Annotated in this window: 10 protein-coding genes; 7 read left to right on the top strand and 3 right to left on the bottom strand. The window is 67.5% G+C overall.

The window, feature by feature from the left end:
- Positions 1–95 precede the first annotated feature (95 nt).
- Complete coding sequence (locus IEY79_RS27480; RefSeq protein ID WP_189110302.1) at positions 96–971, bottom strand: AraC family transcriptional regulator; 876 nt, start codon at positions 969–971, stop codon at positions 96–98.
- 589 nt (positions 972–1,560) lie between these two features.
- On the opposite strand from IEY79_RS27480, the gene IEY79_RS27475 reads away from it, so the two are divergent.
- From IEY79_RS27475 to arfA, 4 genes are read left to right on the top strand one after another with little or no spacing between them, the layout of a single operon-like run.
- Positions 1,561–2,898, top strand: coding sequence for an extracellular solute-binding protein (locus tag IEY79_RS27475; protein WP_189110301.1), 1,338 nt, complete (start codon positions 1,561–1,563; stop codon positions 2,896–2,898).
- Positions 2,895–3,851, top strand: a complete 957-nt coding sequence (locus tag IEY79_RS27470) for a carbohydrate ABC transporter permease (protein ID WP_189110300.1) — start codon at positions 2,895–2,897, stop codon at positions 3,849–3,851. Before IEY79_RS27475 ends, IEY79_RS27470 begins: the two co-directional genes overlap by 4 nt.
- A gap of 50 nt (positions 3,852–3,901) precedes the next feature.
- Positions 3,902–4,699, top strand: coding sequence for a carbohydrate ABC transporter permease (locus IEY79_RS27465; protein WP_189110355.1), 798 nt, complete (start codon positions 3,902–3,904; stop codon positions 4,697–4,699).
- 53 nt (positions 4,700–4,752) lie between these two features.
- A complete protein-coding gene (arfA, locus tag IEY79_RS27460) occupies positions 4,753–6,264 on the top strand; it encodes an arabinosylfuranosidase ArfA (RefSeq protein WP_189110299.1) in 1,512 nt (503 codons plus the stop codon).
- A gap of 221 nt (positions 6,265–6,485) precedes the next feature.
- Here arfA and IEY79_RS27455 read toward each other — a convergent pair whose 3' ends face one another.
- Entirely contained in the window at positions 6,486–10,010 is a 3,525-nt protein-coding gene (locus IEY79_RS27455; protein WP_189110298.1) for a phosphodiester glycosidase family protein, read from the bottom strand.
- Positions 10,011–10,512: 502 nt separating this feature from the next.
- Between IEY79_RS27455 and IEY79_RS27450 the strand changes: the two genes are divergently transcribed.
- The 3 genes from IEY79_RS27450 to IEY79_RS27440 all read left to right on the top strand — a co-directional run bounded on the left by IEY79_RS27450 (position 10,513) and on the right by IEY79_RS27440 (position 12,302).
- Positions 10,513–10,878 (top strand): VOC family protein, encoded by a 366-nt coding sequence (locus IEY79_RS27450; protein WP_229701183.1) that lies wholly within the window; start codon positions 10,513–10,515, stop codon positions 10,876–10,878.
- A 465-nt stretch (positions 10,879–11,343) separates the two neighbouring features.
- A complete protein-coding gene (locus IEY79_RS27445) occupies positions 11,344–11,967 on the top strand; it encodes a DUF6000 family protein (protein ID WP_189110297.1) in 624 nt (207 codons plus the stop codon).
- Positions 11,968–12,026: 59 nt separating this feature from the next.
- A complete protein-coding gene (locus tag IEY79_RS27440; protein WP_189110296.1) occupies positions 12,027–12,302 on the top strand; it encodes a hypothetical protein in 276 nt (91 codons plus the stop codon).
- 464 nt (positions 12,303–12,766) lie between these two features.
- On the opposite strand, the gene IEY79_RS27435 is transcribed toward IEY79_RS27440, so the two are convergent.
- Entirely contained in the window at positions 12,767–13,270 is a 504-nt protein-coding gene (locus IEY79_RS27435; protein WP_189110295.1) for a hypothetical protein, read from the bottom strand.
- Between the last annotated feature and the right edge of the window lie 386 nt (positions 13,271–13,656).

Genomic DNA, 13,656 nt, shown 5'->3' with positions numbered 1-13,656 from the left:
TCGCTTTCCTGGGTCTTCCCTGCACGATTTCTTCAGTCGTAACTCTACGGGCCGCACCGCGGCGCGCAAAAGAAAAGTACGGAATGCGAATTCGATTATCCACGAAGCGTACGCAGCGGCTTTATTCCAAATTTCTCCTCGTGCGCGGCGGCGAATCTGCCCGGGTGCGCGAAGCCCCAACTACGGGCGATCGAGGCCACCGAGTCGACATATGGGTCGGCGCTGCGGAGTTCTTCGTGCGCCCGGCGCAGGCGGACATCGCGCAGGTACTCCATCGGCGACATGCCCAGGTGCTGCCGGAACGCCTTCTGCAGGGTGCGCGCGCTGACGCCGCAGCGCTCGGCGAGAACCGACATCGTCAGCGGCTTCCCCGCGTCCGCCTCGATGACGTCGATCGCGGTGCGGACCGCTGTCGGCCGCGCCGCCGCCACTGGCGCGGTGAGCGCCTCCGTGTGCGAGTGGGTCGCCGCAAGCAGGAAGCCGTTGACCAGGCTCTCCGCCAGCGGGCCCGCGACCAGCGGCTGAGCCAGCAGATCGTCCGGAGCGCTCGCGAGCTGTCGGTTGACCGAGAAGAGCAGGTCGGCCCAGCCGCGACCGTAGCCATCGGCGGTGTCCATGACCGGGCTGAAGCTGGCTCGGCTCGACACGCGGTCGCCGATGAGTCTGGCCAGAGCGGTCTCCAGCGCCGGCGCGTCGATGCGGATACACAACGCTCGGTAACCCGCCGGCCAGCGGCCGAAGAACGACCCGGCACCAGGCTGGTACACCGCCGATGAGGTGCGGCTCACCTGAGTGTGCGCACCGCGATGCCGCGATTCGAACCGTCCCAGAATCGGCAGTTGCACATAGAATCCGGTGCCGATGTCCTCACACTTGAGCCGCAGCTCGTCCTGGAACGTCACCTCGCCGATGTGGACAGGACCGAGATCAGCGGATCGGTACGTCGACACCGTTACCTCGTCCTGCGGCACGGAATCGATCGTCAAAGAGTCCACGAGCATCCGATTCCTCCGAAACCGGTTTCTTCTGACAGGTTGATTTTTAAGCCTACTGCAATACGGACTTGCGGCTTGCGGCAGCGGACCGGAGTATCCGGAAGAAGCCCCTGCGTCACCGCGCGGTGCCGTGTCATAGGCGTTCGGCGTGCCTCAGTGGCTCTTCCCTCCCTCGATCGAGGCAGCGCCGACTCCCTCTCCCGCCGGCTCGACGGCCGGGCCGACGCCCGACTCGCGGATCATGAGGAACCTCGGACGCGCTGAACCACACCACCGCGCTCGACCAGTCGGCCCGGAACACCGGCCGCATCCCAAGCGGGCCCTTGTGCCGCGAACAAGGCTCCTTCGTAAGGAAGTTGTGCCAAAGGAGGTGGTCCGGTGAAGCCGCGTCGGCCACCGTGGGCCGGTTGATCCCAACTCTGCGCGAAGCGTTGACGGCTACGGTGCTCAACCCTATGTTCCCGTTCGAAGTTACGAGCGCTATTCGAAATATCGAACGTCATGCGCAGGGATGACGCATGCCGCTCGATGTCCCGGAACCGTGAAGACACAGAAATGGGCCTCGATGCAACAGACCTCACCGGGCCGCAGAAGCGTCCTCACCGGACTCGGCGCCCTTGCCGCGGCAGGGAGCCTGGGTGTCGGAGCCTTTGGCTGTGCCGCTCCCACAGGTGCCGGAGCCGGGGGCACCCGGCTGCGGTACTGGCACCTCTTCGGCGGTGGCGACGGCGTCAACATGCAGGCGATGCTGGACGCCTACAGCACGTCCCACCCCGGGATCGAACTTGAGGCGTCCACTCTCCAGTGGGGCCCGCCGTACTACACCAAGCTTGGCATGGCGGGCGCCGGCGGGCGCGCGCCCGAGGTGGCCGTACTGCACTTGGCCCGGCTGCCCGGCTTCGCGCCCCGACGGCTGCTCGACCCGTTCGACCTCGGCATGCTCGCCGACCACGGCATCTCGGCCGAGGACTTCCCCGAGGATCTCTGGCGGCGTGGCACGGTCGACGGCAGGCAGTACGCCGTCCCGCTCGACACCCACCCAATGGTGCTCTACCACAACACCGAAATCTGCGAGAAGGCCGGACTCCTCGACAGCGACGGAAAGCTCAAACCCATCCAGGGGGTGAAGGAATTCACCGATGCCCTGCGTGCCGCCAAGAAGGTCACCGGGCAGCCGGGTCTGGTCACCGAGACACTCGGCAGCGACACCATCGGGCCCTGGCGGCTGTTCGCGACCTTCTACTCGCAGACCGGCGGGACGGTTCTGTCTCCCGATGCCGACCGGATCACCATCGACGACACCAAGGCGCTCGAAGTCCTCACCTACATGCGGGCGTTGACGGCCGACGGCCTGGCGGTGCGCCGAGTCAACTACAACGGCGGGATCGGTGTGTTCAGCGCCGGCAGGACCGGTTTCCTCATCAACGGCGAGTGGGAGGTCAGCACATTCAAGACCACCGGGCTCCCCTTCTCCATGAGCCGGATACCCAATCTCTTCGGCCGCGCCAGCGTCTTTGCCGATTCCCACACCTTTGTACTGCCGCACCAGAGCGGTCGTGGGGGAGCGAGCAACGCGGCAGCCCACGCCTTCGTCGCCTGGATGCTCAGACACAGCGTCGACTGGGCAAAGGGCGGACACGTACCCGCCTATCTGCCCGCCCTTGAGGAGCCCGATTATCTGGCGCTCCAGCCGCAGTCCGCGTACCGGTCCGTCATCGACGATGTCGCCCTCGACCCCGAAGCCTGGTTCTCCGGCTCCGCCTCCGCGCTGGAGCTCGAACTCGGGGCCGTCTTCTCCGGGGTGCTCACCGGGTCACGAACGCCCGAGAACGCACTCGCCGAGACCAGGAAACGGCTCCGGAGACTGATCGACACCCCGCCCCCCTTCGGAGCCGCCGTATGACCACGACCGCTCCCGCCGCCGACGCCGCGACGACGCCTGCGGCCGCCTGGCCCGCCCCGGTGAGAACCGTCCGGCGCCGCTGGACCGAGCACGGGCTGATCTTCATCCTGCCGTTCCTGATCGTCTACGCGTTCTTCCTGGTCTGGCCGCTGCTGTGGGGCGTCAAAATGAGCCTCGGCAACGACGACGTCGCCGGCACCCGCTCCGACTTCATCGGCTTCGACAACTATGCCGAGGCGCTGGGAGATCCCGCTGTCTGGTCCTCGCTGTGGAACACCGTCTGGTTCACCCTTCTCAGCACCGTGCCCCTGGTCGTCATCGGCCTGGTGCTCGCCCTCCTCGCCCACCATCTGCGGGTGGTCAGCTGGCTGTGGCGCCTCAGCTGGTTCGCGCCCTTCGTGCTCCCGTCCGGCGTCGTCTGCCTGATGTGGCTGTGGGTCATCTACCCCTCCGACTTCGGATTCGCCGACCAACTGCTCGCCGCTGTGGGCCTCGACCCCGGCATCGGCTGGCTCACCGACACCCGTTACGCGATGATCTCCATCGTCATCACCACCATCTGGTGGACCGTCGGCTTCAACTTCCTGCTTTACCTTGCCGCGCTCCAGTCCATTCCCCAGCACCTCTACGAGGCGGCCGAGATCGACGGCGCCGGAGCACGACACCGCCTGTGGCACATCACCCTGCCTCTGCTGCGCCGCACCACCGGTGTGGTGGTCGTGCTCCAACTGCTCGCCTCGCTGAAGATCTTCGACCAGATCTACATCATGACCGGCGGCGGCCCCGACGACTCCACACGCCCGATCCTCCAGTACGTCTACCAGGCCGGCTTCACCAACTACCGGATCGGCTACGCGTCAGCTGTCTCGTACATCTTCTTCGCCCTGATCGTGACCGTCTCGCTGATCCACCTGCGGCTCACCCGCCGCTCCCGTGAGGAGGCCGCGAAGTGAGTACCGTCTCGGAAAGCCGTCGCCCGCGCTGGACACCCGGCCGGATCACCATGCTTGTCTGCGCACTCGCGCTTGTCCTGCTGTGGGTGCTGCCACTCGCCTGGGCGCTGGCCACCTCGCTCAAGCCGGAGGCCGAGACGGCCCGGACGCCGCTCAGATGGATCGGCTCGGAGATCACCTTCGACGCGTACGAGAAGGTGTGGGAATCGGGCGACCTGGGCCGCTGGCTGTTCAATACGGCCTACATCTCGGTGATGACCACCGTGCTGACCGTGCTGCTGTGCGCCATGGCCGCTTACGGCTTCTCTCGTACCGAGTTCCGTGGCCGCAGGCTGCTGTACGGGCTCGTCCTCGCCGGGATCATGGTGCCGCCGCAGGTGCTGATGGCCCCCCTGTTCGCCGAGATGGTCTCGCTCGGTCTGGTCGACACCTACTGGGGCGTGATCCTGCCTCAGATCGCCGTGCCCGCCATGGTCTTCATTCTGGTCAAGTTCTTCGAGGGGGTGCCTCGCGAACTGGAGGAGGCGGCCTATGTGGACGGCGCGGGCCGCTGGCGGGTGTTCTGGCAGATCGTCATGCCGCTCTCCCGCCCTGTCCTCGCCGCAGTGGCGATCTTCACCTTCATCCAGACCTGGAACAACTTCCTCTGGCCGTTCCTCGTCACCACCGACCCCAACGGCATGACACTCCCCGTCGGACTCGTCAACGTGCAGTCCAGCTACGGCGTCCGCTACGCCCAGATGATGGCCTCGGTCATCCTCGGAGGACTGCCGCTGCTCGTCGTCTTCGCCCTGTTCCAGCGGCAGATCGTGCGCGGTGTCGCCCACACGGGCCTCGCCGGCCAGTGAGCCCGCTTGCCGAGTCTTCTCGCCGCCGGAGCCTCCTCTCCCGAAAGGTACGCATGACAGGCAACGACGCCCCCGCCCGCTTCACCCTCGACCCTGCCTTCGGCGTCGGGAAGGTGGATCCACGCCTGTTCGGATCGTTCGTCGAGCACCTCGGCCGCTGTGTCTACACCGGAATCTTCGAACCGGGACACCCCGCCGCCGATGAGGCCGGACTGCGGCAGGATGTCCTCGGCCTCGTCCGCGAACTGGGGGTCACCGCGATCCGCTACCCCGGCGGCAACTTCGTCTCCGGCTACAAGTGGGAGGACGGCGTCGGCCCGGTGGAGGACCGGCCACGCCGCCTCGATCTCGCCTGGCGGTCGACCGAGACCAACTGCTTCGGCCTCGGCGAGTTCATCGACTTCGTCACGAAGGCCGGCGGCGAACCCATGATGGCGCTCAATCTGGGGACGCGCGGAGTCGCGGAAGCCCTCGAACTGCAGGAGTACGCCAACCACCCCGGCGGCACCGCGCTGTCCGACCGCCGCGTCGCGCACGGTGCCAAGGACCCGTACGGCATCCGGCTGTGGTGCCTGGGCAACGAGCTGGACGGCCCCTGGCAGACCGGCCACAAGACGGCCGAGGAGTACGGGCGGCTGGCCGCCGAGACCGCACGCGCGATGCGGCAGATCGAACCCGGTGCCGAACTCGTCGCCTGCGGCAGCTCCGGCCGGTCCATGCCCACCTTTGCCGAGTGGGAGGCCACCGTCCTGACGCAGACGTACGACCTCGTCGACCACATCTCGCTGCACGCCTATTACCAGGAGCACGACGGCGACCGCGACTCGTTCCTCGCGTCCGCCGTCGACATGGAGTCGTTCATCGAGAGCGTCGTGGCCACCTGCGACCACATCGGCGCCCGGCTCAGGTCGAAGAAGCGGATCGGTCTCTCCTTCGACGAATGGAACGTCTGGTACCAGACCCGCCACCACGAGCAGCCGTCCCCCGACTGGGCCGAGGCGCCCAGGCTGCTGGAGGACAACTACACGGTCACCGACGCCGTCGTCTTCGGCTCGCTGCTCATCGCGCTGCTGCGGCACGCCGACCGGGTGAGAATCGCCTGCCTCGCCCAACTGGTCAATGTGATCGCCCCGATCATGACGGAGCCGGGTGGCCCGGCCTGGAAGCAGACCACGTTCTATCCCTTCGCGCAGGCCTCCCGGTACGGGCGCGGACGGGTGCTCCAGGTCAATGTCACCGGCCCGACGCACGAGACAGCCCGCTACGGCACGGTGCCCCTGCTCCACGCCACGGCGACGGTGGACGAAGAGACCGGCACGGTGACGGTCTTCGCCGTCAACCGGAGCCTGGAGAACACGCTGCCGCTTGAGGTCGGTCTGCGGGGGGTGGCGGCCGGCCGGGTCCTCGGACACAGCGTGCTGGCCGACGCGGACCCGGAGGCAACCAACACGCTGGCCGATCCCGAGCGGGTCGTACCACATGAAGGAAAGGGGACGACACTGTCCGACGGCACGCTCCACGCCATGCTGGAACCGATGTCGTGGAACGTCATCAGGCTTGCCTGACAGGCCCGTTGGCCGGCCCGGAAACGTTCGGAGCCGGAGCCGACACCATTCCCGCGTTCGGCAACGGCACCACCCTGCCCCCCGCCCCTCGGGCGCACCGCGAGCTGGATCACGACGGGGGCGAGCACGTACGTGCTCGCCCCCGTCCGGGCCGCTGTGCGCGGCGGACCGGACCGCTCAGGAACCGATCCGCGACCGCTGCGTGCCCATGGTGGTTACGGTCACCCGGACGAGGCCGGCAGGACCTCGATGGTCTTCGAGGTCGTGATCGGCGCGAGCGAGCTGTCGTCGGTGTAGGCACGCATCGAGTCGTTCGTCACCGACACGGTCACCGTGCCACGGCGCAGCGCGGTGAGCGTCCGGGTCTGCGGGTCGAGGATCGCGACCTTGCCCTTGTCGCGGGCCCGGTCGATGGCCTGCTTCCCGCTGCCGATCACCAGGTTGGACGAGCCGCTCCAGTGGACCGACATCGGGTATCGCAGCGGCACCACACGGCTGCCCGTCCCCACGCCCTGCGGCTGCACGATGCTGCCCGAGAGCTGCGCGGTCCTGCCGGCCTTCACCGAAGCCGGGGTGTTGAGCGTGATGGACTGCGCGAAGGCGCGCACATCGGCCTCGAGCCACTGCTGGTTCGCGCTTCGGTCGGCGTCGACGGACCAGTTGACCCACCCCGTGAAGCCACCGCGGTCCGGCGTGCCATACGGGTCCTTGCCCGACGACGGCAGCACCGTGTACGGGACGCCCTCAAGGCGGTGGACGTCGGCGATCTGGGCGTGGGATCCGGCCATCGCCGCGCCCTTGCCCGTGGAGCCGCGGAAGTCCGTGAGCATCTGCTCGACGAGCGCGGCCTCGTCGCGGTCGCCGAGCTGGCTGGACTTCGTCTCGGCGGGGTCGTCCACCGGGTGGTGGGCGAACACCATGACGTTGTGCACCGAGCGGTCGTTCTTCGCGTCGGCGAGTGCCTTCTGGAACATCGGGAGCTGGTCCCACGCCGTCCCGCGCAGCGACCCGACGGAGCTGGCGAGCAGGATGAACCGCGTGCCCTTGTGGTCGAACGTCCGGTACGGCCGGCCGAACTCCTCGGTGAAGTTCGTCAGGTCCTGCTGGACGTTGTTGAGGCCGTAGGACTCGTGGTTGCCCGGTACGTAATAGCAGGGGACCGAGCCGGACTTCGGGTTCGGCGTGCTGTTCGCCGCCGGCTCCTGGCCGACCGGTACGAGGTCGCACCCGGCGTCGGTGAGTACCTTGCGGGCGAGGGAGAGGTCCTGCGGCAGCCCGCGGTCGGTGATGTCACCGTTGAGGACGACCAAGTCCGGATTGGTCTTGCGGATCCGCTGGATGGCGGCCGTCGCGACCTCGGTCAACGCCGGGTTGTCGGCGGTGAACTGCACGTCCGACAGCGTGGCGAACTTCCACGTGTCGTGGCCCTGGGGCAGCGAGCCGTCGTCGGAGACGAGCGGGTCGGGCCGCGGGCCGGGCTGGTCGGGCTGGTCGGGCTGGTCGATCGACGTCGGGACGTCGGCCTCGACGCGGTCAAGGACGAACGTGCCCGCCTTCTGTTGCGCGGCGCTGGTGTTGATGCCCTGGAAGCCCGAGACCGCGATCGGGAACTTCGTGTTCGCGGGCAGCGTGAACGACGCGTTCTGCCAGTCGTCGCTCGCGATCAGACCGGTGCCGTACGAGCCGTTGCTCTTGCCGTCCGCGTCGACGTAGCTGATGTAGGTGAGACCGTTCGGCACGCTGATGCTCGACTTGAGCCGCACCCGCAGGCGAAGCGGTTGGCCGGGCACGGTGATGCGTCCGGCCGCCGACTTCGCCGCGATGCCCACGTTGCGCATCGCGTTGAAGTCGATCCGCAGACCGTCGGGGTCCGCCGAGAACGTCGTGGCCGCCGTGCTGTTGTTGACCCAGTGGGCGAGCACATCGTCGTCGAAGTCGTAGACCGTCTTCGTCTGCACGCCGACCGTGACCGGGAGCTGGACCGACTTGCCGCCGACCGAGACCTTGAGGACCGTGCCCGCGTCGGTGAGCGGGGTGATCTTCAGCTTGCCGTCCACGGACTTGATGTCGAGGACGCTGTGGTCGTAGTCGAGGACGAGGTCCTGCGGGTCGATCGGAGCCGTGTAGCCCTGGGCGTCGCGGCCGGTCACGGAGACGCTGACAGCGTTGTCGGGCGTCGCGTCGGCGATCGACAGGCGCTGGGACGACATCTCCACGCTGTTGACCGCGCCGAGGACGGAGACCTTCTCCTCCGCCTTGTCGTTACGCACATGCGCACGGACCGTGATCGTGCGATCCGCATGGGCCGGGGCCGTGAGCATGCCGCCCTTGACGGGTGCTCCGCTCGCGGTCCACCGCACGGACTTCGGGTCGACCGACACCGGCGTCTCGTGGTTGTCGACGCCCTCCGCGACAAGGCGGCGGTGCAGTCCCGGAAAGACCTTCACGCCACCGTCGGCCGACGCCGCACCCGGCGCGGGCCTGACGAGGAGCTGGTCCAGCTTGCCGTCCCCCTTCGAGACGAACACCCCCACGCCGTTCGGGTCGTTGCGCTCCTGACCGTCGGACGGGACGTTGCGGACGGTCGCGGCGTCCCCGCCGAGCGCGCGGGCGACCATCGTCGTGGAGCCGCCACCGTCGAGGTTGACCGCGGTCTCCACGCCCATCGCGACGAGGTCACGCGCCTCCTTGTCGATCCCGACGCCGCCCTTGCCGGTGCCGCCCGGGCCGTCCCAGGTGGCCAGAACGAGCGTCTTGCCGCCGTTCTTGAAACCGAGCGCGGTGCGCGGGGCGACCGAGGTGTCCAGACCGCTGACGACCTTGCCACCGGAGACGATGGTGCCGCCGTGGCCGAGCGCGAACTTCAACGTCCTGGCTGCGCTGTCGGCGAGATCGTAGTCGAGCTTCACCGGGTCGCCGGGCTCCAGCGCGCGCAGCGCGGTCGCCGAGGCGCCGCGCCCGACAAGCACGAAGCTGTCGTCCGCGATCGTCCCCGAGCCCGCGGGACCGTTCGGCGTGACCGACACGACCGAGCCGTTCTTGACCAGCACCTCGGCGATCTGGTCGGCGGCCACGCCCGTCAGGCCGCGGTTGCGGCTGTAGTCGCCCCACGCCGAGGTGAACGCGATCAGACCGTCCGCGGGGACCCCGGCGCCGTTCGCGGCGTTGAGGGACAGCACCTTGTGGTCCGCACCCGCGAAGTTGGCGTTCGCGTCGACAGAGAGGTCCACGAGCCGGGCGACGCCGTCCTTGGTGACGCCCACGTGCTGACGGCCGCTGATGTCGGCGGACTTGATCAGCTTTCCGCTCTGGACCTCGCCGCCGAGCGCCGCGTTGGAGTTGCCGATGTCGAAGAACTCGCCGTTGACGCCCGCGACGGCACCGGCCTTGTTGGCGGCCTCGCTCAGTGGCCCGCCGGACGCGACGGGGCCGGAGGTCAGCAGATCCGTGCCGACCGCGCGCTTGGACAGGTCGACGGTCAGGAACTGCGCGTCGTACCAGCCCTTCTGGTCAAGGGCCTTCACGTGCTGGAGGTCGATGCCCGGGCCGATCCTCTCGGACGTGTTGGTCAAGGGGATTCCGCCGGTGACGGGCGCACCGGTGTGCGGCGCACCGGTGACGGGCGCAACGGCGGTCCCAGCACCGGTCACGGGCACACCGGTGACCGGATCGATGTTGGCCGGAGCAACGACGACCGGCCCGACTGGGCCGCTGTCCGCGTACGCCACGGCAGGTGCGGAGGCCATTGCGGTCGCTGTGGCGAGCACGAGCAGCCATGGTCCCGTACGCCGATGGTTCAAGACCATCAATCTCATTGGTACCTCGGGGTCAAGAGAGGAAGCAGGGGAAACCCCCCTGTTGCGCTGATTTCGATCAGGACGCGCACTCGATCACAAAGGTCCACCAATACGTGCGAATGACGCCGTCGCGAGCCTTTGGTGAACACTGACTGCACGTTGCATCTTGCTGCGGGAGCTGTGGCGCACCGATGTGATCGCGGGGTTCGACCTCGTAAACTGTGCCGCTGCACGACGCTGTGCGGCGACGAGTAGCCGCTGGGGGGGTGGTTCGCCTGTCGTACGGGGTGTGCAGCCGGCCGCCGACGGGACGCGTGCCGGGCCCCAGCCGCGCCTCTCACGGCAACGACATCCAGGAGTACGCGTGCAGGACCAGCCGACTCTCAATACCGTGGCCTCAGGGTTTCATAGCAGGGGAGACGATGTGACTCAGGGAACGCTCGGATACGCCTTGGGCGGCCTGCATCACGTGCAGTTGGCGATCCCACCAGGGGCTGAGGAACTCTGCCGCGATTTTTGGGGACGCGTTCTCGGCATGAGAGAGCTCAAGAAGCCGCAGGAGCTTGCGGCTCGCGGTGGGTGCTGGTTCCGGGGTGGCGACCTGGAGGTCCACTTGGGAGTTGAAGAGGACTTTCGTCCGAGCAGGAAAGCGCATCCGGGGATCCTTGTGACCTCGCTCCACGCGCTCGCCGAGCGGTTGCAGGACAACGGACTGAGTGTCACCTGGGATGACAGCTTCCCTGGGCACGATCGGTTCTACACGTTCGACAAGCTTGGCAACCGGCTTGAGTTTCTTGAACCGGTCCGAGGTCGCTGACGTAAGTATCACCGACCGTCGCGCGTGGCGCGCCGGTCGATTGGCCGGGGCCTGCCTGAATCGGCGGGCATCGGTTCAACAGACCGACGGCGCGTCAGGCTGGACCAGCAGATGACGCCTCCCGCGGAGGCCGTAGCCCAGAGTGTTCATGCCCACTCGGTCTCGGTGATGTGATCTCCCGGCGTGCCGGCCGACCGCTTGACGGCGCGGTCGACAACGAGCCCGCCCACCTACCCCGAGGGCCGGATCACAACCGTCGGGCCGACCGCCGCGCTGATCGAGCCCAACTTCAACCAGGCATGCGCAGCTACCGCGCGACCTCCACGACGATGGCGTCATCCAGACGGCCGAACTCTCCGTCGGCCCGTGTGCCCGCGCCTACGGAATTGCCCGAATCCACGAAGACGCCTGCTTCTCTGAACCAAACAGCTGGCAGTTGGGTTTTCGCCGGGATAAAGATGCACCATGCGCTACGCCCACACCGACCCCGAGCTCATGGACCTGGTCCGAAGGTTCGTCACGCCCGGTCGGCGGTACCTGCGGCTGGGTGGAAGCTCGCTGCGGTTGAACGGGCCTGAGCGCGACCTGTTCGTGAGGGAACTGGTCCAGGCTGCCGGGGAGATCACTTCCGCTGAGCTCAGCATCCTTTTCGAAGGTGGTTGGCGAGAGCGTAAGACTGCCTCCTGGCTGGTTGCTGTAGCCGGGAGGACCGAGTTCCGGGGCCGCATCGGCGAACTACTGCTGGCCACCGGAGGCCCCTACGGCGGGGCCCACTGCATCACGCTTGCCACCTTCGGCACGAGCGCGGACGCCGATCTGCTCTGCGGATACCTTGATCGCTACTTGCCTCAACCCGACCTCGCCTACGACCAGACCTTTGCCCTCAGCACGCTGCTCCACCTTGATGCCGTCCTTGGGTCCGAGCGAGCGTCCCCATACCTTGCCGCCGGTGGCCTGTGGCAGCTGTGGACCGATGCCACGCCGAACATGGCGCGGGATCCGCACGAGTACCGGCAGGTCGTGGACCAGCTCTGTTCCTTCGCCGGCGAGTGCGCCGAACTCTTTGCCAGAACGGAGACCAGGCACTGAACTTCCTTGCCAGACCGCTGGACGCCGCCCGCTTCGAACCTCTCGGTAGAGTCCGGGCAATGACAGGAAACCGGGGCCGCTGGCCAAAGATCGACCAGGACGGTGGTATCGAGGACGCGACGCTCCTCATCCTGGAGTGGCTGGGGGAGCAGGGCGTGAATGCCATGATCAGGGTGGATGCCGAGAGGGTGGCTGACAACGCGCCGGCTTGGACGTTCGCCGCCAGTGGGGGTCCCTTGGACCATGCCATGCGTGCTGATGGGAGGACTGTGGGGCAATGCATGTCCACAGCTCTGTCCCAGCTGCGCAAGGCCGGGCTGTCGGTTCCGTTTTGATCTTCGTCTTCGCTCGCCTCCGGCGAGGACGTGTCCGAGGAGATGCCCCTTCTGTGGTGGATGGACTGGGGTACCTGGTGACCACCGTTCCGGGCGTGCCGCCCCCCCTCGCAGACGCCCCTGCGCTACCTCCCGTCCAAGGCGCGCAACGCGAGGTGGGTGCGTTCGCGGAGCAATGTTCTCGCGGGGCAACTGGTGGTTGGGTTTGGGCGGGCGGAGGTCGCCGTGCAGGAAACAGCGTGGAGGGCGGCGAGCGGACGGCGAAGTCGTCCTTGAACTCGTCGCCGCTGCCCTCTAACCGGTAGCGGGCAGCGCTTTCGGCGGATGAGTGAAACGGGTATTCGTCGCAGTCCTTGCCCGCCGCTGGGGCGCCGGGGGCTGACGCTCCGGCAGTGATGCTCCGGTAAATCAGAAGCGTGGGCCGTCCCCATTCGGGGGCGGCCCTGCGGTCCCTTCAACGCGGTTCAAGCGGCGGTGGTCCGCCAGATCTGCACCAGACAAAACTGGTCCTTCCCGCCCAGAGCGGCTTCATGGCCGGCAGGCGTAGGCAGGACGTCGGAACAATCCTGCAGAGGGGAAGCGAAAGGACCAGTTTCCGGGTTGAACACCCACTGCCACCGCATCCGGTGCGTGCCCGGCGACGGCAACACCAGCGGAATCTCGCTGAGCCCGCCGTCGACGGTCTGCAGACCAAGCTCGCCTTCGGGAAGGTCCACCTGGAGCTCCTCATGCCCCGCCCACTGACCGGGCGGCGGAGCCAGTGCGGTGGTCCACGACTCCAGACGTATCGCCGTCGTGGTCACCTGAGAGGGCACCTGTAGATACACCAGGCCCGGCCCCGGAAGCAGCCACTTCGATCTGTCCGCATCATCATCGAACGTCTCAGCCCCCATGGTCGTGTCGACCAGCCCGAACAGGCGATAACTCGGGGAGACCGTCGTCTCGCAAGCATCCAGCAACCTACTCAAGTGGCGCCTCTCTCACCGACACCGACACCGATATCGGGCGCCCATGGTGCCCTACTGATCATTTCGGGGGGCTTGGCCGTGAGGTCAGGCGGCTGCCGGTAGGCAGGCGCGCAGCAGTTCCTCGCATGGCACAACGAGCTGACACCGCGTCGCCTCCCCGGCTGCGACCTCTGACTTCCGTGGCGTTGTCCTCATCGTCATGACAGCCACTTGACAGTCTCGGTCCGCCCCGAATGGCCCGACGCACCATTGCCAGCCCGGACTTCAGCAGGCCGGAGTTCGGAGGCTCGGTACGCCGCTCGAAGTGACACGTTCGTGCCGCCCGGCGGTCCGGTGCTGTCGGGACGGGACGGATATGACTCCGACGCGTCACCAGAGAGCGGTGC

The organism is Streptomyces camponoticapitis (assembly GCF_014646115.1).
GTDB lineage: Bacteria > Actinomycetota > Actinomycetes > Streptomycetales > Streptomycetaceae > Streptomyces > Streptomyces camponoticapitis.
The sequence above is the reverse complement of the archived record's forward strand: the minus strand, read 5'-3'. Positions and strand labels throughout refer to the sequence as shown.